Source organism: Streptococcus mitis, from assembly GCF_002096855.1.
Lineage (GTDB): Bacteria > Bacillota > Bacilli > Lactobacillales > Streptococcaceae > Streptococcus > Streptococcus mitis_Y.
On record NZ_NCVH01000027.1, the window covers coordinates 37,468 to 58,684 of the forward strand.

At 42.9% G+C, this 21,217-nt stretch carries 25 protein-coding genes and 1 tRNA gene; 4 read left to right on the top strand and 22 right to left on the bottom strand.

Annotation, left to right across the window (positions count from 1 at the left end; genetic code table 11):
- The first annotated feature begins 75 nt into the window (after positions 1-75).
- Positions 76-146, top strand: a tRNA-Cys gene (locus B7698_RS02290).
- 196 nt (positions 147-342) lie between these two features.
- On the opposite strand, the gene B7698_RS02300 is transcribed toward B7698_RS02290, so the two are convergent.
- The 11 genes from B7698_RS02300 to B7698_RS02350 form a co-directional block, all read right to left on the bottom strand.
- Positions 343-1,674: a hemolysin family protein gene (locus tag B7698_RS02300; RefSeq protein ID WP_084864520.1), complete on the bottom strand. Its 1,332-nt coding sequence runs from the start codon at positions 1,672-1,674 to the stop codon at positions 343-345.
- A 274-nt stretch (positions 1,675-1,948) separates the two neighbouring features.
- On the bottom strand, positions 1,949-2,773 hold the full coding sequence (gene endA / locus B7698_RS02305; protein WP_084864521.1) for a DNA-entry nuclease EndA: 825 nt from the start codon (positions 2,771-2,773) through the stop codon (positions 1,949-1,951).
- A 38-nt stretch (positions 2,774-2,811) separates the two neighbouring features.
- Positions 2,812-3,000, bottom strand: a complete 189-nt coding sequence (locus tag B7698_RS02310) for a DNA-directed RNA polymerase subunit beta (protein ID WP_025170734.1) — start codon at positions 2,998-3,000, stop codon at positions 2,812-2,814.
- The gene (gene murA / locus B7698_RS02315) at positions 2,993-4,276 is read right to left on the bottom strand and encodes a UDP-N-acetylglucosamine 1-carboxyvinyltransferase (RefSeq protein ID WP_049532222.1); all 1,284 of its coding nucleotides are present in this window, start codon (positions 4,274-4,276) and stop codon (positions 2,993-2,995) included. The genes B7698_RS02310 and murA overlap by 8 nt, the downstream gene beginning before the upstream one ends.
- Before the next feature lie 23 nt (positions 4,277-4,299).
- Positions 4,300-4,530: a DUF1146 family protein gene (locus B7698_RS02320; protein ID WP_000250399.1), complete on the bottom strand. Its 231-nt coding sequence runs from the start codon at positions 4,528-4,530 to the stop codon at positions 4,300-4,302.
- 57 nt (positions 4,531-4,587) lie between these two features.
- Positions 4,588-5,625: a SepM family pheromone-processing serine protease gene (locus B7698_RS02325; protein WP_020903090.1), complete on the bottom strand. Its 1,038-nt coding sequence runs from the start codon at positions 5,623-5,625 to the stop codon at positions 4,588-4,590.
- The gene (gene coaD, locus B7698_RS02330) at positions 5,609-6,097 is read right to left on the bottom strand and encodes a pantetheine-phosphate adenylyltransferase (protein ID WP_020903089.1); all 489 of its coding nucleotides are present in this window, start codon (positions 6,095-6,097) and stop codon (positions 5,609-5,611) included. Before coaD ends, B7698_RS02325 begins: the two co-directional genes overlap by 17 nt.
- On the bottom strand, positions 6,087-6,626 hold the full coding sequence (gene rsmD / locus B7698_RS02335; protein WP_020903088.1) for a 16S rRNA (guanine(966)-N(2))-methyltransferase RsmD: 540 nt from the start codon (positions 6,624-6,626) through the stop codon (positions 6,087-6,089). The genes coaD and rsmD overlap by 11 nt, the downstream gene beginning before the upstream one ends.
- Before the next feature lie 64 nt (positions 6,627-6,690).
- Positions 6,691-7,683 (bottom strand): aspartate--ammonia ligase, encoded by a 993-nt coding sequence (gene asnA / locus B7698_RS02340; protein ID WP_000748003.1) that lies wholly within the window; start codon positions 7,681-7,683, stop codon positions 6,691-6,693.
- A 111-nt stretch (positions 7,684-7,794) separates the two neighbouring features.
- The gene (locus tag B7698_RS02345; RefSeq protein WP_001016903.1) at positions 7,795-8,478 is read right to left on the bottom strand and encodes a Bax inhibitor-1/YccA family protein; all 684 of its coding nucleotides are present in this window, start codon (positions 8,476-8,478) and stop codon (positions 7,795-7,797) included.
- Positions 8,479-8,532: 54 nt separating this feature from the next.
- A complete protein-coding gene (locus B7698_RS02350; RefSeq protein ID WP_084864522.1) occupies positions 8,533-9,273 on the bottom strand; it encodes a TrmH family RNA methyltransferase in 741 nt (246 codons plus the stop codon).
- A gap of 33 nt (positions 9,274-9,306) precedes the next feature.
- Here B7698_RS02350 and B7698_RS02355 point away from each other — a divergent pair, with 33 nt between their 5' ends.
- The gene (locus tag B7698_RS02355) at positions 9,307-9,585 is read left to right on the top strand and encodes an acylphosphatase (RefSeq protein WP_001174616.1); all 279 of its coding nucleotides are present in this window, start codon (positions 9,307-9,309) and stop codon (positions 9,583-9,585) included.
- A 78-nt stretch (positions 9,586-9,663) separates the two neighbouring features.
- Positions 9,664-10,590, top strand: coding sequence for a membrane protein insertase YidC (yidC, locus tag B7698_RS02360; protein WP_033687375.1), 927 nt, complete (start codon positions 9,664-9,666; stop codon positions 10,588-10,590).
- Positions 10,591-10,861: 271 nt separating this feature from the next.
- Here yidC and pflA read toward each other — a convergent pair whose 3' ends face one another.
- The 11 genes from pflA to B7698_RS02420 all read right to left on the bottom strand — a co-directional run bounded on the left by pflA (position 10,862) and on the right by B7698_RS02420 (position 20,670).
- Positions 10,862-11,656 carry a pyruvate formate-lyase-activating protein gene (gene pflA / locus B7698_RS02370; RefSeq protein WP_084864523.1) on the bottom strand — a complete coding sequence of 265 codons (795 nt, stop codon included), beginning with the start codon at positions 11,654-11,656 and terminating at the stop codon, positions 10,862-10,864.
- Between the two features lie 125 nt (positions 11,657-11,781).
- Positions 11,782-13,032: a diaminopimelate decarboxylase gene (locus B7698_RS02375; RefSeq protein ID WP_084864524.1), complete on the bottom strand. Its 1,251-nt coding sequence runs from the start codon at positions 13,030-13,032 to the stop codon at positions 11,782-11,784.
- 66 nt (positions 13,033-13,098) lie between these two features.
- Complete coding sequence (gene purR / locus B7698_RS02380) at positions 13,099-13,926, bottom strand: pur operon repressor (protein WP_004255834.1); 828 nt, start codon at positions 13,924-13,926, stop codon at positions 13,099-13,101.
- Between the two features lie 106 nt (positions 13,927-14,032).
- Entirely contained in the window at positions 14,033-14,974 is a 942-nt protein-coding gene (locus tag B7698_RS02385; protein ID WP_084864525.1) for a 3'-5' exoribonuclease YhaM family protein, read from the bottom strand.
- A complete protein-coding gene (locus B7698_RS02390) occupies positions 14,964-16,220 on the bottom strand; it encodes a DNA recombination protein RmuC (protein ID WP_192855086.1) in 1,257 nt (418 codons plus the stop codon). The genes B7698_RS02385 and B7698_RS02390 overlap by 11 nt, the downstream gene beginning before the upstream one ends.
- 1 nt (position 16,221) lies before the next feature.
- The gene (locus B7698_RS02395) at positions 16,222-16,884 is read right to left on the bottom strand and encodes a thiamine diphosphokinase (RefSeq protein WP_084864527.1); all 663 of its coding nucleotides are present in this window, start codon (positions 16,882-16,884) and stop codon (positions 16,222-16,224) included.
- Positions 16,847-17,503 (bottom strand): ribulose-phosphate 3-epimerase, encoded by a 657-nt coding sequence (gene rpe, locus B7698_RS02400; RefSeq protein ID WP_084864528.1) that lies wholly within the window; start codon positions 17,501-17,503, stop codon positions 16,847-16,849. Before rpe ends, B7698_RS02395 begins: the two co-directional genes overlap by 38 nt.
- A gap of 10 nt (positions 17,504-17,513) precedes the next feature.
- Positions 17,514-18,392, bottom strand: coding sequence for a ribosome small subunit-dependent GTPase A (gene rsgA, locus B7698_RS02405; protein WP_084864529.1), 879 nt, complete (start codon positions 18,390-18,392; stop codon positions 17,514-17,516).
- 1 nt (position 18,393) lies between these two features.
- Positions 18,394-19,266 (bottom strand): 16S rRNA (adenine(1518)-N(6)/adenine(1519)-N(6))-dimethyltransferase RsmA, encoded by an 873-nt coding sequence (gene rsmA / locus B7698_RS02410; RefSeq protein ID WP_084864530.1) that lies wholly within the window; start codon positions 19,264-19,266, stop codon positions 18,394-18,396.
- Positions 19,267-19,330: 64 nt separating this feature from the next.
- Positions 19,331-19,897 (bottom strand): ribonuclease M5, encoded by a 567-nt coding sequence (gene rnmV, locus B7698_RS02415; protein ID WP_084864531.1) that lies wholly within the window; start codon positions 19,895-19,897, stop codon positions 19,331-19,333.
- A 2-nt stretch (positions 19,898-19,899) separates the two neighbouring features.
- A complete protein-coding gene (locus tag B7698_RS02420; protein ID WP_084864532.1) occupies positions 19,900-20,670 on the bottom strand; it encodes a TatD family hydrolase in 771 nt (256 codons plus the stop codon).
- Between the two features lie 157 nt (positions 20,671-20,827).
- Here B7698_RS02420 and B7698_RS10200 point away from each other — a divergent pair, with 157 nt between their 5' ends.
- Complete coding sequence (locus B7698_RS10200) at positions 20,828-20,968, top strand: hypothetical protein (RefSeq protein WP_158086165.1); 141 nt, start codon at positions 20,828-20,830, stop codon at positions 20,966-20,968.
- The last annotated feature ends 249 nt before the right edge of the window (positions 20,969-21,217 follow it).

Consider the following 21,217-nt stretch of genomic DNA (forward strand, 5'->3'; position numbering starts at 1 on the left):
TAGGCTTATTGATACAAAAAATCTGAAAAAGCTATTGACTGAAAATCATTTTCAAGGTATAATAATAAACGTTAAGGCGGTATAGCCAAGTGGTAAGGCACGGCTCTGCAAAAGCTTGATCGTCGGTTCAAATCCGTCTACCGCCTTCTTTAACTTGATTTATCAGGTTTCATTTAAACAGAAAGCCCAATTTAAAGGGCTTTTTTCTTTTTCCTTGAATAAATACGTATAACTTTAAAAAACTTTTGGGGCAAGTTTGGGGCTGAGTCTTTCGAGGACACAATTTCCTTTTGAAATCAACTGAAAAAAGCTTTGTCACGCCTGGTGACAAAAGCCTCTAGTTTACTCTGTTTCTTCTTCTATTTCAACTTCGGTAATTTGGACTTTTACCTTGGTAACACGTCCATTTTTCACCTTATCATTGGTTAGGATAAGTTGTTTGTTTTGGCTGACTAATTCATAACTGAGTTTCTCAGTCGTTGGAATGGTCCCAACTCCTGTCAAATAATAACCAGCGATGGTATCAACGTCATCACTTTCCAGTTCAACATCAAAGTAGTCATTAAAATCATTGAGATTCATGGTACCTTGAACGATATAAGTATCTTCTCCAATTTTATGAACTTCGATTTCAGCCTTATCTGTTTCGTCATCGATTTCCCCAACGATTTCTTCTAAGAGGTCTTCTAGGGTCACCAAACCAGCCATCCCACCGTATTCATCCAGCAAGATTGCCATTTGTCTTTGGGTATTGCGCAATTCTTTTAACAAGTCATCCACAAAAATAGTTTCAGGAACAAAAAGTGGATCTTGTAAGATTTTCTTCCAAACAATATTGTCAAAACCGTCCACAAAGCCCGCATTAAGGAGACTCTTGGTGTGAATGATCCCAATCACGTTATCCTTATCCCCATCATAGACAGGGATACGAGAATAATTTTGTTTTAAAATACTTTGGATGATGGTTTGACTATCATCCTGAATATCGACCATGAAGGCATCCGTTCGAGGAACCATGACTTCTCTGGCCATTAATTCGTCCAGTGAGAAAATCCCTTGTAACATCTCAATTTCGTCAGCATCTAGTGTTTCTTCACTATTTGTCAACATGTACTCAATTTCATCACGGGTCATTTTTTCATCAGCATCGTCAAAAGTCATTGGAGTCAAGCGACTCAAGAGATTGGTAGATGCAGACAAGAGCCAAACAAAGGGACTAACTAGTTTCCCAAGCCCAATGATAACTGGCGCTGTACGAATCGCCAAGGCATCCTTTAGATTAAGAGCGATTCTCTTAGGATACAATTCCCCAAAAACGATGGAAATATAAGTCAAAAATGCTAAAGATAGAAAACTTGCAACGGCATAAGATGTTTCGCCATTTCCAAGCCAAGATGCAATTTCTCGTCCCAGAGTTTCTGCCAAACTCGCCCCTGATAAGATCGTAATCAGGGTAATCCCTACTTGAATGGTTGATAAAAAGTGGTTAGGATTTTCTAGTACCTTCAGCAGACGGATATAGCGTCTATCTCCTTCTTCTGCCTTTTGTTCAACCCGCGCACGATTTAGTGACACCATGGCCATTTCTGTGGCTGAGAAAAAGGCATTTAACACCGTCAAGATAAACAATAAAACAAATTGTAGCAACAAATTCTGACTACTTGGGTCTTCCATAGTTCTTCTCCTAAAATAGTATCTTACCCTCTATTATATCACAAAATATAGTCCAGTACATATTACATATTATTTTTTCTCATACTCTTCGAAAATCTCTTCAAACCACGTCAGCTTTATCTGCAACCTCAAAGCTGTGCTTTGAGCAAGCTGCGGCTAGCTTCCTAGTTTGCACTTTGATTTTCATTGAGTAACAGTATCTATTGTAGCCCTGCTTAAACTAGTAAGAAAGAACTCCTATATCGACAAGTGACATAGGAGTTTATTTTGTATTTTACTGAGTAACAGTCACTTCTCCAGTTCTGTAATCCAGTTGAAGTCCCTTTTGAACATTGGGAACTAGAACATTAAATTCCAATTCTCCGTCTGAAGACTTGGCTTCAATCTGTGAAGCTGAAGGAACTAAATCCTCGTTTGAAGCATAATAAAGAGTTACACGGTAACGGACACGCTTGTTTTTATCCAAGGCCTTACGTACCATGCTTTCATAGTAGTTTTGACCAGTCGAATCCTCGGCCTGTGCCTGATTTGCCCATGCTGTTTGAACAGCAATGTTTTTAGGATTGCTTGTCGAGGCATCAAAACCATCCAAGCCACCGATTAAGGCATAGCCTAACAAGTGACCTCTATCGACCGCATGGGTATAAGTACCCTTTAGATTCTTAACCTGATGCCAGCCTGGAGGAGTCCAAGAAGTCGAACCATTCCCAGTTTCTTCACGATTCTTGTACTGACGAGTAGCCTTAGACAAGAGGGCATTTGCTACGGTTGGTACCGTTTCCTTGCCCACTGTCTTTGTTTTATTATCAGCGTAGGGCTTACTTGAAACCTTAGCATCTAGATTTGTTTTATTACCATTGACTATAAAAGCACCTGAGCCATTCCACTCCAGACTCCCTTTTATTTGACTCTTGACTGCATCTGTTAAGACACTTTCTGCCAATGCTTGACTAGGAGCTTCAGGCGCTTGTTTTTTCTGACTAACCTTTGTTTTAGGACTATTAGTTGTCGACTGCATCTGCTTGATATAGTAGCTCCCTGCAGATAAAAGCAATAACACTAGCAGTCCGATTAGTGTCTGTCTTGTTTTTTTGTTCATTTTTCTCCTTATCTTTATAAAAAGGCTGGTCTCCCAGCCTAATTTCCTGTAAATTTATGAATCAATTCCTGCCATTTTGCTGGAGACAGGATGGCCCATGGATCTTGACCCTTGCCCAAGATTCCATAACCGACCATTAAACCAATTCCTAGGGCTAGAACGCCTAAAATCAGTACCAGGATGACTAAAAGTAAACGCTTGATTACGTAGCTTGATTTCTTATTCATCTTCATCACTTGCCTCAATCCGCTGAATCTTAGCACCTAGCTGCGCCAACTTCTCATGGAAACGGTAGTAACCTCTATCCAAGTGAACCAATTTACCAACTACAGTTTCTCCTTGTGCTACCAAACCTGTCAAAATCAAGGCTGCGCTGGCACGAAGGTCAGTTGAAAGAACTTCCGCTCCCTGCAAAGCCTGCCCACCAACAATACGAGCTGTATCACGGATAATCTCAGAATGCAAGCCCATGCGGCGCATTTCTTCTAAGTGTTGGAAACGATTTTCGAAAACTGTCTCCACCATAGTTGATTCCCCTTTTGCGACGGTCATCAAGGCTGTAAATTGGGCCTGCATATCTGTTGGAAATCCTGGGTGGGGCAAAGTTTTCACATGAACAGCTTTTAGATTTTCTAGTTGAGAGCGAACTCGAATTCCTTCCGTCTCCTCTGTCACTTCCACTCCCATTTCAAGCAATTTAGCAATCAAGGGACGGTTGTGCTCCCAAACAGCGTCTTTAATCAAGACATCACCACCAGTCATAGCAGCAGCCACCATAAAGGTTCCAGCTTCGATACGGTCTTGGACCACATTGTGAGTCGTACCATGAAGTTTCTCAACACCGGTAATGGTAATGGTCTCTGTACCAGCACCCTTAACCTTAGCTCCCATTTCATTGAGGAGAATAGCTAAGTCCACAATCTCAGGCTCACGCGCAGCATTTTCAATCACTGTCACCCCATCAGCCAGGGTCGCCGCCATCATCAAGTTCTGCGTAGCACCAACACTTGGGAAATCCATATAGATATGAGCTCCATGTAAGCGATCAGCCTTGGCTTCGATGTAACCAGCTGTTTGACTAATCTTAGCCCCCATAGCTTCTAGACCTTTCAAATGAAGATCAATAGGGCGGCTACCAATCGTACAACCACCTGGCATGGATACCTTGGCATGACCTACACGGGCAAGAATTGGTCCCAAGACAACGATAGATGCACGCATCTTGCTGACATACTTGTAAGGAGCTTCCTCTGTGATATCGCCAGTCGCATCCACCTCGACAAGATGAGCTTCCTCATCAAAATCCACCTTGGCATTTAAACCGCGAACCACCTGATTCATAGTGAAAACATCTGACAAGATAGGAACATTCTGCAAGACGGTCTTCCCTTCACTTGCTAGAATAGTCGCTGCCAACAAGGGCAAGACTGCATTCTTTGCTCCTTCAATCGTAACACTTCCTACCAGACGATTATCGCCACCTTGAACCACAATTTTTTCCATACTTACTTCCTTTACATTTGATTTTATAATAATCCTCTAAGCGCTTCTTGCCACAACTGATATAGGCTGATAAAGAAAGAACTCATGATGTAACCCATGACAATACTGAAAAAGGCTACTAGTAAACGAACTTTTCCTGTATTCTCAGCTGTCACTTTTAAAACCTTTTCCCATCTAACAAGATTCTTTAAAAGGTAAAAACTCACATAAATAAAGAGCATGTGACTGCTTAGAGTGAATAATAATTGAACCATTTGACTATTATACCATCTTCTCTGTTTGTGCGCTAGTTTGGAAACTTCCCTTAAAAACTAGGGATTGTTTTTCAAGTAATCAATTGCATCTTGTAGGGTTTTAACAGGCACGATTTTCATATCTGTCTTGATTGTTTTAGCTGCTTCTAGGGCTGTTTGGTAGTTGTTTTTAGCATCAGGATGTGCTTTCTTTTCTTCTTCGCTAACAGGGTTATCAGGAGCAAAGAAAATAGCAGCACCTTCTCTAGCCGAAGCTACAACTTTTTTATCAATACCTCCAATATCCCCCACATTACCATCACGGTCAATGGTTCCTGTACCGGCAACAATGCGGCCATTACGAAGGCCTGGGTCAGCTATTTGGGTATAGATGGCCAGACTAAACATGAGACCTGCACTTGGACCACCGATACCAGCTGTTGAAAAGCGAATTGGGACATCACTGGTTACTTCTGTACGGTCAATCAAGCCGATTCCAATTCCATTTTTGCCATTTTCCAAGGTGATAATCTTACCTTCTGCAGACTTGGTTTGCCCATCCTCTTCATAGGTGACCTTGACGGAGTCCCCTAATTTTTGAGAATTGACATAATCAATCAAATCTTTGGAACTATCAAAGGTCTGATCATTGACTGCTGTGACCGTATCAGAGATGTTAAGAATCCCTTTAAAGGTCGAATTATCCGTCACAGTCAAGACATAAACCCCAAGGTATTTGAGTTCGATATCTTTACCAGCTGTTTTTAGCCCTTGATATTTGGCCATATTTTGCGATGTTTGCATGTAGAATTGATTAATCCGCATAAATTCAACATCGGAAGAACCACCTGTAGTCTCTTGGGCACTACGAATATCTGTAAAAGGCGTCAACCAAGCATAAATCATATGGGCTAAAGTAGCGCGCTGGACACCAACCGTAACGAATTGATAGGCACCAGCTTCCTTATCTTCTGTGTCATTGACTTTAAGGACTTGGCGAATATCTTCCGAACCACCTGGAACCTCTATATAATAGGGCAAGGGCACTACAAATGCCAAGAAAGTCACAATTAAGGCCGCAATGACATATAAGGGCCATCTAATCTTTTTTTTCATTTCTTATTTCCTCCAAAATACTATCAGGAACATAGCAAGCAATATCCTGACTAAATTTCAAAAGCTCTCTAACGCCTGATGAACTGAGATAGAGATGTTCAGGTCGACTATGTAAATATATGGTCTCTATATCAGGAGACAGCTGATGGTTGTAGTAATCAAAACTGGCTTCATATTGCAAATCCGCTGCATTCCTCAAACCACGCACTAGACAAGTAGCCCCCAGTCTTTTTGCGACATCAACCACCAATTCATCATGAGAAGACACAACTTCAACATTTTCCAAATGTTTCAAAGCCTTTTCTAACCCCCGTTTACGATTTTCGATAGGAAGAAATCCTTGTTTGTGGGGATTAAAAAAAATACCGACATAGAGCTTATCAAAGAGTCTGCTCGCCCGTTCAATGATATCCAGATGCCCATTTGTCATCGGATCAAATGAGCCTGTGAATAAGCCAATCTTATCTGACATAGACTGTCACCTTACTAATTCCATAAATCTTTTCCTTCCATATGCCCAGACAGGCAATTTCTTCTGGAAGTTCAACGGCCTTATCCGTCTCACACACGACCATGACATCTTCAGAAAAAAGCTCTTTCTCAGCCATTTTTTCAATATCTGCTACGATTTGTTCCTTGGCATAAGGAGGATCTAAGAAAATGAGGTCAAATTCCCCAGATATCTGTTCCAACGCCCTTTCTGCATCCATTTTGAGAAGTTGAAATTTCCCCACTTCCTTGGTCATCTGAATATTTTCAGCCACGATAGCCTGAGCCTTACGGTCTCGCTCCACCAAAACAGCGCTGGACATGCCACGCGATACTGCCTCGATAGATAAACCACCACTACCTGCATAAAGGTCCAAGACTCGTCCCCCTTCAAAGTAGGGACCAATCATGTTAAAAATGGCTCCCCTAACCTTATCCGAAGTAGGTCTTGTCGTCTTTCCTTCTAGTGTCTTGAGGGGACGTCCCCCATAGATTCCTGATACGATTTTCATACCGTTTATTATACCAAATTATGGGCGAAAAGAGAAAGAAAACCGAACCTTGCGGTTCGATTCTCTATAAAATATTTTCGTAAGTATCTCGGACTTCCTGAGGCCAAACACTTGTTTGCACTTCTCCGATGTGTTTCTTGCGAAGTAAGAACATGGCCATACGAGATTGTCCAATTCCTCCACCGATTGTCAATGGAAATAGGCCATTCAACAAAGCCTTGTGCCATTCCAATTCCAAGCGGTCTTCATCACCTGTGATGGCAACCTGACGTCTAAGAGTTTCTTCATCTACACGGATTCCCATAGAAGACAACTCAAAGGCTCCACCCAGAGACTCATTCCAGACAAGAATATCGCCATTCAGACCCTTGTAGCCATTTTCAGACTCGCTTGTCCAGTCATCATAGTCTGGTGCACGTCCATCGTGCGGTTTACCGTCTGGTAATTCACCACCGATACCAATCAAGAAGACTGCTCCAAATTCTTTACAAATAGCATTTTCACGTTCTTTCGGTGTCAAGTCTGGGTAGCGTTCTACCAACTCTTCTGTGTGGATAAAAGTGATTTGTTTTGGCAAGATTGATTCGATGTCATAGCGGGCTTCAACAGCTAGCTCAGTAAGGCGAATAGCCTTGTAAATCTTCTCAACTGTTTCTTTTAGATAAGCGATGTTACGCTTACCATTTGGGATAACTTTCTCCCAATCCCACTGGTCAACATAAACAGAGTGAGTCGCATCCAACGAGTCTTCGTCTGGACGAAGGGCCTTCATGTGGACAAAAAGACCTTCTCCCTCACCGAAACCAAAACGGGCCAAAGTATGGCGCTTCCATTTAGCAAGTGAGTGCACCACTTCATAAGTAGCATCAGGGATTTGGAGAACCTTGACCGATACGGCATTCTCCACACCTGATAAGTTGTCCTGCATCCCGTCACCGACCCTGCTCAAGATAGGACCTTGAACTTCGACAACTTCTAACTTATCTTTCAAATACTGGGTAAAAGTGTTTTTGACAAAGGAAATCTCTTCTTGTTGATGAATAAAACTTTTCTTCATAAACTACTCCTCAAAAAATTAATTAAAAGCATTATACACCTATTTCCAATAAAAGGAAAGAGCAAATATAAAAAAATCAGTGCTCCTTCGAACACTGATGTTAGGGGCCTTTTAGTCATTACGACCAAAGATACGTAGAATACTTAGGAAGAGATTGATAAAATCAAGATAGATACTGAGAGCCATTGACACAACCCAACCTGTCGCTACACGGCCTTGTGATTGTTCATAAGCGAGACGAATTCTTTGGTTATCCCAAGCAATCAACCCTGAGAAAACCAAAACCATGGCTACGCTAATCATATAATCAAAGAAGCCGCTAGCCAAGAAAATATTAACTACCATGGCAATCAGCAAACCGATAAGAGCCGCCATCATAGCCCGACCAAGGCCACTCAAATCTTTCTTGGTGAACATGCCAACTGCCGCCATGACAAAGAAGAGAAGGGCGCTAGACACAAAGGCGGATAAAACTGTACCCGGAGTATAGAAGGCCACCACAAAACTAAGAGTAAAGCCGTTTAAAACAGAGTAAAGTAAAAATACTGGAAGAGCCGCTGGACTATTCTTTAAGGCCATGTTACTAGCAACGAAGACTAGTGCTAGCTCTGCAAAAGTAGCAATGGTCAACCAGAGACGTCCCTGCATCAAAAAGTAAACCAACTGAGATTGAAAGACCGTTAACATAAGGCCTGATACCAAAGCGGATAATCCGATTCCCAGACCAACAAAGGCATAAACCTTAGCGTAAAATTGATTGAGACCTGCGCGGTCGTGAATAATAGTGTGATTCATCTTTTCTCCTTTTCTATAAACATCTTTCCTTGATTATAACAAAGAAAGTTAAAATTAGCTTAAATGGAAAATTAAAATACCGGCTGCAACGGCAACATTCAAACTCTCCGCCTGTCCCTTCATACTAATGTGGACCAACTGGTCTGCACTTTCAGCCATAAGGGGACTAATTCCTTGCCCCTCATTTCCCATGACTAGTACAAAATTTTCTATAGGAACCAGTCCTCTGTAATCAACAGAATCTTTAGATAGGGTTGTTGCTAGTACTGGGATACCTGCCTTTTTAGCTTTCTCGAGAAGCGCTTGGCTCGACATCCGGTAAATGGGCAGATGGAAATGACTGCCTTGCATGGAACGTAAGGTCTTGAGACTGTAGGTATCTGCCGATTTATCTGAAACAATCACTCCAGTAAAACCTGCTGCATCCGCAGTCCGAATGATCGTTCCCACATTACCAGGATCTTGCACATCTTCCAAAAATAAGAACTTGCCCTGACTAAAGTCAGCTTGTCCTACTTCTTCTTTTTGAACCACGGCAACAATTCCCTGTGGATTCTGAGAATCCGCCAAATCTAGCAAAATATCCTCTGACACCCAGATAGTTTGCGGAAAAGCAGCTAACTGATCTCGGTAATTTTCTAGGGCAAAGATTTTCTCAATCGTCACTCCAGCTTGAACAGCTTCTTCAAACAAGTGCCAGCCTTCAATCAAATAGGCAGACTTGCGGTATTTTTTTTGGTGTAATTTCTTGGCATTTTTTACCACAGAATTGGCTTTTGAGGTTATAATAGTCATAGAAATATTATAACACAATCAAAGGGGTTTGGTATGCAAAAGGTTAGAATGATTGCCCAAGGTAGGGTACAGGGAGTCGGCTTTCGTTGGGGTGTTTACAGCTTGGCACTTGAAATTGGTGGCATCACAGGTCGGGTATGGAATAACGACGATGGCACAGTGGAAATCTTAGCCCAAGCAGACTCATCTGCTACCATGGCAAAATTTATCCAAGAAATCCGAAAAGGACCGACACCTTTTTCAAAAGTTAGCTACTTAGATGTCAAACTGAGCAACTTTCCTCCCTACCCTGACTTCAAAATCGCAAATTAGGTCTCTAGAACTATTGTATATTTTGTAAAAAAACAGTAGAATAGAAAGGTATTATTTTTAAAAGAAGGAATGAACAAATTGAAAGCTATTAAACGTTTTGCCCTCTCAGCTATGGGAGTGGCTATGTTGCTTGTCTTAACTGGCTGTGTCAATGTCGATAAAGCCACAGGACAGCCAACAGGATTGGTTTGGAATACTATCGGAGCACCTATGGCTGAAGCCATTAAGTACTTCGCCAATGACAAGGGACTTGGTTTTGGTGTTGCTATCATCATCGTAACCATTATTGTGCGCTTGATTATCTTGCCACTTGGTATCTACCAATCATGGAAAGCAACGCTTCACTCTGAAAAGATGAACGCCCTCAAGCACGTCCTTGAGCCACACCAAACTCGTCTCAAAGAAGCAACTACTCAAGAAGAAAAACTCGAAGCCCAACAAGCTCTCTTTGCCGCTCAAAAAGAGCACGGCATCAGCATGTTTGGTGGTGTAGGATGTTTCCCTATCCTCCTTCAAATGCCTTTCTTCTCAGCTATCTACTTTGCTGCCCAACATACTGAAGGTGTTGCTCAAGCAAGCTACCTAGGAATTCCTCTAGGTTCTCCAAGTATGATTTTGGTTGCCTGTGCTGGTATTCTTTACTATCTTCAATCGCTCCTTTCACTTCACGGAGTAGAAGATGAAATGCAAAGAGAACAAATCAAGAAAATGATTTACATGAGCCCACTCATGATCGTCGTCTTCTCCCTCTTCTCACCAGCCAGTGTCACACTTTACTGGGTTGTCGGTGGTTTCATGATGATTCTCCAACAGTTTATCGTCAACTATATCGTTCGTCCAAAACTTCGCAAAAAAGTCCGTGAAGAATTGGCTAAGAATCCACCAAAAGCACGTGCTTTCTCAACACCAAATGGACGAAAAGACGTTACCCCTGAACAACCAACTGCTATCACAAGCAAGAAAAAACACAAAAATCGCAACGCTGGAAAACAACGTTCGAGATAAGAAGAAAAAGGCTTAGCTAGTTTGCTAAGTCTTTTTTGCAAGTCATACTCTTCGAAAATCTCTTCAAACCACGTCAGCTTCGCCTTGCCGTAGATGTGTTACTGACTTCGTCAGTCTTATCTACAACCTCAAAACAGTGTTTTGAGCTGACTTCGTCAGTTCTATCCACAACCTCAAAACCATGTTTTGAGCAGCCTGCGGCTAGCTTCCTAGTTTGCTCTTTGATTTTCATTGAGTATCAAAAGCCCGATGTTTCCATCAGGCTTCTTTTTTATCCATGTACACGTTTCATATAGTCTTGATAACTTTCGGTATCCATGAGTTGTTTAGCGTTCTTAACGCGGTCTGCTGTTGGTGGTTTGACCCCTTCGAGGGAATAAGGAATTCCCAGTTCACGCCATTTAAACTCACCCATAGTGTGATAAGGCAGAATTTCAAACTTATCAACATTTTTGAGGGTCTTGACGAACTTACCAAGTTCAATCAAGTCATCATCTCTATCTGTCAATCCTGGAACTAGCACGTGGCGAATCCAGACAGGTTTCCCAATATCTGATAGATACTGGGCACAAGCCAAGATATTTTTATTGGTTTGGCTAGTGACAATTTTGTGCTGTTCTTCGTTGATTTCCTTGATATCCAAGAGAACCAAGTCAGTGACAGCCATGAGTTTGTCAAACTTTTCAAGGTAACGTGGTTTATTACGGAAAGGAAGGGCACAGGTGTCCAAGGTACAGTGGATTCCTTGTTCCTTAGCCTTAGTGAAGAGGGCAATCAGGAAATCAATCTGCAAGAGGGCTTCTCCTCCACTGACTGTAATCCCACCCTTATTTCCCCAGAAACCGCGATAACGCAAGGCTTCTGTCAAGACATCATCTACCGTCCGTTCACGTGATTTATTGGACTCCATAGCCCAAGTGTCTGGGTTGTGGCAATACTGGCAACGCATGTGACAGCCCTGCAAAAAGACAATGAAGCGAATACCAGGACCATCTACCGCCCCAAAACTTTCTGTCGAATGCACCATTCCTGTCACTTGTCCATAATCAATTGTTTCTTCAGACATATCGTTACCTTCCTTGAAAACGTTTTATAGTTTTATTATATCACGACTTGAAGGAAAAACAAGATTTTTGCCTATTTTTTAGAAAGCAATCTGTTTTTCAATTTCATTTTCAATTACTTATCATTTTATTCTTCAAAATCAAAGCCATACAAGGTTGCAAAATAGTCCTCAGGGCGCTCCGCACGGCGGATTTGACGGGCTTTGCCTTCTTCGGTATAGAGGATTTCTGCAGAACGAAGTTTGGCGTTGTACTGGTAGCCCATTGAAAATCCGTGGGCACCTGTATCATGAATTACCAACAAATCACCAATTTCTGTATGAGGCAGTTCGCGATTCACTGCAAATTTATCATTGTTTTCACAGAGTGAACCAACCACATCTACTACTTCAGCTGGTCCATCTGGATGTGTCATGTTAGTAATATGATGGTAGGCTCCATACATAGCTGGACGCATGAGGTTGACTGCTGATGCATCCACACCTAGATAGGTACGGTAGGTTTCCTTCTTATGAGTGACTCTTGTGACCAAAGCACCGTGAGGTGCCAACATAAAACGACCCAATTCGGTGAAAATCTTAACCTGACCAAGACCTGCTGGCGTAAGGACCTCTTCATACACCTTACGAACTCCCTCACCAATCAAGGCAATATCATTTGGCTCCTGGTCTGGACGATAGTTGACACCAATACCGCCAGAAAGATTGATAAAGTCTAGCGAAATGCCCAACTTTTCCTTGATTTCAACAGCCAATTCAAAAAGCTGACGAGCCAACTCTGGGTAATAGAGATGGGTGACGGTATTGGACGCTAGGAAGGAGTGAATCCCAAAAGTCTTGGCTCCTTTTTCCTTCAAGATGGCAAAAGCTTCAAAGAGCTGGTCCTTGGTCATACCAAACTTGGCTTCTCCAGGATTGTCCATAATATCTGTTCCCAGTTCAAAAACGCCTCCAGGATTGTAACGACAAGAGATAATTTCTGGAATGCCTGCTGCACGCTCTAGATGTTCAATATCTTCAAAGGCATCCAAGTTAATGGTCGCACCCAATTCACGTGCATAGGCGTATTCCTTGTCTGGCGTATTGTTTGAAGAGAACATGATCTCAGAACCAGGGAAATTCAGTTTATGACTCATCAAAAGCTCCACATAACTAGAGCAGTCCACACCGCAACCTTCCTCTTGGAGAATTTTCAAAATAGCTGGAGTTGGAGTAGCCTTAACTGCAAAATATTCCTTAAAGCCCTTGTTCCACGAAAATGCTTGGTTGACGGCTCTTGCCTTTTCACGAATTCCCTTCTCATCATACAAGTGAAAGGGAGTCGGGAACTCGGCAACAATCTTTTCTAAGTCTTCTTTATTGATAAATGGTGTTTTCATAAGTTTCCTTCTATTCTATTTGCAAAGAAAGGCTGGGACAATCGTTCCAACCTTTAGTTCTATCTCTTATTTATCTTCGTCAAAGATATTACCAACCTCAACATCGATGGTTTGATTCTTGACATCAATATTTGTTACCTTCAAGAGTGACTTGTAGTCAAACTGCTTTTCACGTTCTTCTTGGGCATTATCCGCAAAGACTGCTACACCAGCCAATTCTGAATCAAACTCACGCAAGAGGCTGATCATCCCATTGACAGTTCCGCCACCTTTCAAGAAGTCATCCACAATCAAGACACGGCTGCCTGCCTTGAGACTACGTTTTGAAAGGAACATTTTCTCGATACGGTCACCACTTGAACCGGATACATAGTTGACGCTGACAGTTGAACCTTCGGTAATTTTCAGGTCGCGGCGCACAATAACAAAAGGAACATTGAGGACATTGGCAACTGCATTTGCAAGTGGCACACCCTTAGTCGCTACGGTCATAACCGCGTCGATTTTTTGGTCCATAAAGCTCTTGGCAATAATGCGACCAATATTTTTCAAGATAGCTGGTGTGCTAAGCAAATCAGACAGGTAGATATAGCCACCTGGCAAGATACGGTCACTTTCTGACAACTTGGCACGCAAGTCCTCAACCATTTCCTTGGCATCATGGCTTGAGATTGATGGTGTGAAAATGACACCACCACCAGCACCAGTTACTGTCTGGATATGACCGATTTCAATTTCCTCAAAGGCACGTTTGATAATGACGATATCCTCTGAGATGGATGATTTAGCAGATTCATACTTTTCAGCAAAAGTATTGAGACTAGTTAGTTTATAAGGATTATTAATCAAATAGTTGGAAATGACAACCATCCGATCACTTCTTCTTAATTTCATTTCTATTTCCCACTTCATTTAATTTTGATATTTTATCTATTATACCATATTCACATAAAAAAAACGAACATTCTTATCCTAAAAAATGCTCATTTTTCTTAAATTATTAATCTAAATCTGGTTTATAGAAGGAACGATTGTCCATAGCGAAAATTTTATTGGTCATCTCTCCTTTATCCACCAAAGTCAGAGCTGTTGACATCATCATCATGCTTGCATCCAGATTGTCAATCATATGGATAATTTCTGCTTCCATAATACGTGGACGGACTGGACTTCCATACTCAAGTAAGCCGTGGTGACTGAGGATAACGTGACGAAGCAAAACGACTTCTTCCTTGGTATCATCGATGCCGAGTTCCATCACTGTCTTGGTAATTTCACTATCAATGAGAGCGATATGTCCAAGAAGATTGCCTCGCACTGTATACTCAGTCTGGTCTGGCCCCGTCAACTCAATGACCTTAGCCAAGTCATGCAGCATAATCCCTGCATAGAGCAGGTTCTTATTGAGCTGAGGATAGACTTCGCTAATAGCATCTGCCAAACGCACCATGGTCGCCGTATGATAAGCCAAACCCGTTTCAAAGGCATGGTGGTTGGTCTTGGCTGCTGGATAGGAGTAAAATTCCTTATCATACTTGGTGTAGAGATTTCGGACAATTCGTTGCCAAACAGGATTTTCAATTTTGAAAATCATTTGCGACATATAGTCACGGATTTCCTTGACATCAACTGGTGACTTGACCTTGAAATCAGCTGGATTATTGGGTTCGCCAGGCTGAGGCAGGCGGAGAGTAATTTGATTGACTTGAGGGGTGTTGTTATAAACTTCTCGGCGTCCTTTCATGTGGACAACCTTACCTGCGGTAAAGGCCTCAACGTTATGAGGTTGAGCATCCCAGAGTTTCCCTTCAATCTCGCCACTATCATCTTGGAAGGTAAAGGCTAGGTAGTTTTTCCCAGCTCGAGTTTGCCTCAGGTCAGCTGACTTGATTAGGTAAAAGCCTTCAAACAGCTCATCTTTTTTCATGTGACTAATCTTCATATTCTTCCTCATTTTCTTGGAAATGGAGTAGATCAAGCGCAGGCTCACCTTCTGACAACTCAATGTGACGGAGCGTCCGCTCGATAGCTGTAGTGCGACGGTTTAATAGTTCATCAATATTGCCAGAGGCATGTTGGAGATGTTTTTGCACCTTGACCAGAATGCCACCGAACTTGCCAAACTCCGTCTTGACACTGGCAAGAGTCTTGCTGATATGGTCGGCACTCTTTTGGATATTGAGAGTTTTGAAGCCAACTGATAGGGAATTGAGGAGAGCTGACAGGGTACTTGGACCTGCGACAATAATCTGCTCCTCCCGTCTCAAATCATCAAAGAAGACCGGATTGCGGACAATTTCTGAGTAAAGACCTTCTGTCGGAACAAACAAAACTCCAAAATTGGTCGTCCGAGGTGGTGCTATGTACTTGCTCTTGATATCCTTGGCAAAGCGCTTGACGCTTGCTAGGAGTGACTTACGACAGCGTTCGATCTCGTCCTTGTCACCTGCTTCATAGGCTTCTTCTAGACGGTAATAATCTGCCAGTGGAAACTTAGAGTCAATTGGTAGGTAGACGTATTCCTGGTCTCCCTGTCCAGGTAATTTGATGGCATACTCCACTCGCTCACTAGAGTTTTCAACTGTTGCATATTCTCGTTCATACTGGGCAGGGGTCATGATGTCCTCAATAATTTGCCCCAGTTGCAATTCTCCAAGAATCCCTCGCGTCTTGGTTCCAGAGAGAACCTTGTTAAGAGCTCCTACATCACGGGCAACTGTCTGCATTTCTCCAAGGCCACGATTGACAGACTCTAGTTGCTTGGAAACTGTCTCGAAGGAGGCCTGCAAGCGTGTCTGCAAGGTCTTTTCTAACTTTTCCTCGACCGTCTGGCGCATTTGTTCCAAACGTTGCTCATTTGATTCCTGCAGGGCTTGGAGACGTTGGTCGGTCTTGTCTCTGGTTTGGAGGAGATTATCTGTCATTTCTTGACGGACTTGCGTCAGACCTTGGTGCAATTCAATTCGCACTTCTTGCAAACGGTCACTGACAGCCACTTCCAAGTCTTTTTGGTCCAACTGGCTGGCTTGTCTGGCTTGTTCAAAACGGTAATCCAACTGGTCTGACAAATGATCTGCCTGATCCTCCAAGCTCTTGGCTAGATGTTTTTCCTGCTTATCCTGCCTTTGCCAAATCAGAAAGAGGCCAGCTAGGTTGGCAATCAATAATAGAACAAGTAAACTTTCCATCCTACCTCCTGTCCTTGCTATGCAGCACGACCACATAGCCATCTGGGCAAGTCACCGAAACTTCCCTATCTATATATTCGTTAGAAGCGTACACTTTTTTAAAGAAAAAATTTTCCTCTGTCAATTCATACTTGGCTCCAAGAATGGTCAGCTGGCTATCCCGAACTGGCATAAAGGCTAGATAGTCGTAGTCTGAACGAGGCTGTAGCTGACTGGTCCCTTCTGGACAATAGGCAATCACATTTTGCCCATCTTCAATCAATATCTGGCGCATATAGGGTGCTAATTTGGAATTGCTAGGTAAAAAGACATTGGCCAGCATATGATCAATACGTCCACCCAAAGCACCGAAAATAGTGACCTGAGCCTGAGGATTTTTCTCAAAGATAGTCAAGAGAGCCAATTCCAAATCGGTATCATCTTTTTCTGGTCGGGCTTGAACAAAATACTGGGCACGTTTTTGAATCAACTGACGCTCTTCTGCAGTGACAGAATCAAAATCTCCAACCGCTAGAGCGAGAGGAAAGTTTTCTTCCAAGACCCAGAGCGAGCCGCGATCTACACCAACAAAGCAATCAAAGTCTGTCCGGTAGTGGCCGCGGTCTCCTCCTGCAAAAACAGCAACCCTAGTCCAGTTGTTTTCTGAGAGTTTGTACTCGCTCATTGACATCTCCCTTAAAGACATAGGAACCTGCTACAAAAACGGTCGCACCAGCTTCTTTGGCTTGGGCAATAGTTTGATCATCAATCCCACCATCGACTTCAATCTCAAAGTTCAAACCTTTTTCCTCACGAAGTGCAACCAACTCACGGACCTTATCCATGCTTTCTGGCAGAAAGGCTTGCCCACCAAAACCTGGATTAACCGTCATGACTAAAACTTGGTCAACTAGATGAAGTACGTGCTTGACGGCTTCAACTGGTGTGCCAGGATTGATAACGACTGAAGGCTTAACACCGAGTGAACGAATTTTTTGGAGGGCACCATGAATATGAGGCGTTGCTTCCACATGGATGCTGATGATATCCGCACCTGCACGCGCAAAATCTTCTAAATGATGCTCTGGATTCGCCACCATCAAGTGGCAGTCAAAGACCATCTTGCTATGAGGTCGAAGAGCTTCGACCACACCTGAACCAAAACTGATTTGTGGTACAAAGTGACCATCCATGATATCGATATGGGCATATTCTGCCCCAGTTGCTTCTAGACGTTTGATTTCACGTTCAAAGTTGGCATAATCTGCTGCCAGAATTGACGGAGCAATCTTGTATTGAGACATAGGTTTCTCCTTATTTTGGAATTTTTTTGCTGACTTTTTTATAGGTTTCTCTGCGATTTTCAATCTCACTGAGGAATTGCAGGTAGTTGTCAAAACGGAAGGACGCAATGATACCCTCTTCTACTGCCGGCTTCACTGCACAGGACGGCTCATGGGTATGGGTACAAGTGCGGAATTTGCAGTTTCGGCTGACACTAGCAATCTCTGGGAAGGCCTGATTGAGGTCTTCTGCCGTTGATACTTCATAATCCAATGATGAAAAACCTGGTGTGTCTGCGATTTTACCTCCATTGAGATTATAAAAACTAACCGCTCGAGTAGTGTGGCGCCCGCGACCCAGACTGTCTGAAATTTCTCCTGTTTCAAGATTGAGGTCTGGTGCGATTTTATTGAGAAGAGTTGATTTCCCAACACCTGTCTGCCCCATAAAGACTGTAACCTTGCCTGTTAACAAAGGCAGGAGTCCCTCTTTACTGGTCACAAAGTCGTAGCCGATATCACCATAAGTCTGTTCATAAAAATCCAGTTCTTCTCTATCTTCCAGCAAGTCCATTTTAGAAATATAGACGATAGGATGGATGCCCTTGTGCTCCAAAAGAACCAAGAAACGATCCAGCAAATTGCTGTTAAAATCAGGTTCCTTGACGGACATGATCACCACAGCTTGGTCAATATTGACAATAGGCGGACGGACCAGACTGTTTTTCCGTTCGTGAATCTTGAGAATATAACCTTCAGAATATTCCTCCGCAGAAAAATCTACCCAGTCCCCAACATAGGGTGTATGGCCTTTTTTGCGGAAATTCCCACGCGCGCGTGTTTGATAAACCTGGCCCTTACTCTCCACATAGTAGAAGCCCGCCAAGGCTTTAATGATTTGTCCCTGCATCTTAGAGTCCTTGTCCTTTGAGCGCATCAGCTAGGCTAGCAAATTCTGCCAAGCTGAGAGCTTCTCCACGTACACTTGGTGACAAACTTGCTTGGTCCAAAGCCTTGGTCAACTTTTCCTTGACTTCATCAGTCTTGCCAAAGTAGCCTGTCAGGTTATTCCACAAGGTCTTGCGGCGATGAGTGAAACTAGCCTTGGAAACCTTAAAGAAGAAGTTCTCGTCTTCCACTGCTACGGCTGGTTCTGGACGACGCACCATTTTCAAAATAGCAGAGTCCACGTTTGGCGCTGGCACAAAGACCGTACGAGGCACGATGAAGGCAACCTTGGCAGTCATGTAGTACTGAACCGCAATCGACAAACTGCCATATGCCTTGGTATTTGGTTGAGCGGAAATGCGGTCAGCTACCTCTTTTTGCATCATAACCACAAACTCACTAAAAGGAATTCCGCTCTCGATCAAGTGCATGAGAATAGGCGTTGTGATGTAGTAAGGCAAATTAGCCACTACCTTGATTGGCAGGTCAGGATTTTTAAAATTCTGGATATGTTGCGCCAAATCGACCTTGAGAATGTCCTCGTTGACTACGGTCATATTGTCAAAATCACGCAAGGTATCTGCCAAAATGGGCACTAAACGATGGTCAATTTCAAAGGCCATGACCTCTGCTGCACGCTCAGCCAGAAACTCCGTCAAGGCACCAATACCTGGTCCAATTTCGATAACATTGACCTGATCATCAATCTCAGCCGTATCCACGATTTTTTGTAGGATATTGGTATCCGTCAAGAAATTTTGTCCAAAAGACTTTTTAAAGGTAAAACCGTGACGCTCCAGCACTGCCTTGGTCACGCTGTAATCTGCAATTCTCATCTATTCTCTTTTCTATTATCTGTTACTTCTATTGTAACACATTCCCCTTACATTTGGGGTCTGCTTAGCTGTTCTCATAAGATTTCATAGCTTCTTCCACTTCTGCCAAAGTAACCCCAAACAACTCTAGGCGTTTGAGGAGTTGCTTGCCGTTGGAATAGCCGATTCGGAGAGCCTCTCCTAGATATTCTCGTCGCTTACGGCTGTCTGCCCCTGCTAGAAAACCAAGGCGAATCAAGTCGCTACGACTGATATCAAACTGACTCTCATGTTCAAATTGTTCTGTAATCTGAGCTAGAGCCGTTTTCAGGTCTTCATAGCTGGCATGCTCAATTCCCAGAGAACGGCCCTTGGTCTTGGACTTGGGAACAGCTTCATCTCGTTTGAGGAAGGCATGCTGAACTGTTGGAATGGCCGTCATAATCATGCGACGAATTCGCTCCCCATTAAAATCTGGGTCTGTAAAGACAATGACTCCATGACGTTGGTGCAGGCGCTGAATCCGCTCTAGATCCTGGTCATTGATGGCAGAACCTCGTGTCTCATAGGTTTCTACATCGAAATAACGTTTGAGATTGGCCGTATCATCGCGCCCTTCAACCACGATGACTTGGGAAATTTTCTCTTTCATAATTAACTTTCCAATCCAAAAATTCGCTCTGCATTTGCGGTTGTTACCTCCGCTAGCTCTTCTGCTGTCATCCCACGCAAATCAGCTATAAAGTCCACTACATAGCGAGTGTAGGCTGTTTTGTTTTCGCGACCCCGTTTAGGAACAGGAGCCAAGTAAGGCGCATCTGTCTCTACCAAAATCTTGTCCAAAGGTAACTCTTTAGCTGCTTCTTGGATGTCAGTTGCCTTCTTAAAAGTCACCACTCCTGAGAAGGAAATGATCATACCAAGCGCGACAAACTTCTCTGCCCACTCAAGCGTCCCTGAAAATGAGTGCATAATCCCACCACGAGGACTAACGCCCTCACTTTTAATAATCTCGTAGGTGTCTTCCAGCGCATCACGGGTATGGACGACAAAAGGCAAATCCAAGTCCTTAGATAGCTGAATCTGACGGCGAAAAACCTGCTCCTGCACCTCTTTTGGCGCTGTCATCCAATGGTAGTCTAAACCAATCTCACCCAAGGCAACCACCTTTGAATGCTTGAGCTTGTCAAGCAAGTAGGTTTCAATCTCCTCTGTGTAAGTTCCAGCTTCTGTCGGGTGCCAACCGATAGTCGCATAGAGCTGGTCATACTCATCTACCAACTCCAAGGCACGCTCAATCGTCGGTTGATCAAAACCAACAATATTCATCTGTGTCACACCCATCTCAGCAGCCAAGGCAATTTCTTCTGCCTCACGACCTGCAAATTCTTCTACATTCAAGTGTGTATGCGTATCAAAAATCATCTCTTCCAACCTCGTTTTCTATCTTCTATTATAGCAAAAAAACTGACCTCTCTCCTCATCTGAAAAAAATATTCTAAAACCCATCATCATCTCTTGATGATCTTTTTTCAAAGCAATATAATAGCACTTATTGAATTTTTCAACAAAGTAAATGACCATGTTTACAAAATTAAAACAGACCTTTATCGGTCGTCCTCCTAAGTCCTTAATCGAAGGCGAAGGGGGACTACTGGAAAAAATACAGACCTTGACCATCTTGTCAAGCGACTCTCTGTCCTCCATCGCCTATGGGCCTTAGCAAGTAGTCCTCATCCTCCAGTTTATCCCAAATAAACCTTGGCAAAATATCCTGCACAATCAGATGAGTCTCAAACTCAAATACGCCCTTCGTTGGCACCAAGACGTCGTTGCCGCTAGCTACTCTTATCACTTAAAAGAATAAAGAAAAGGCCTTACCAGAACCAAGAAGCGTCTGGTAAGGCCTTTTTCTGAATCCATCCACTATGCTTATACTCAATGAAAATCAAAGAGCAAACTAGGAAGCTAG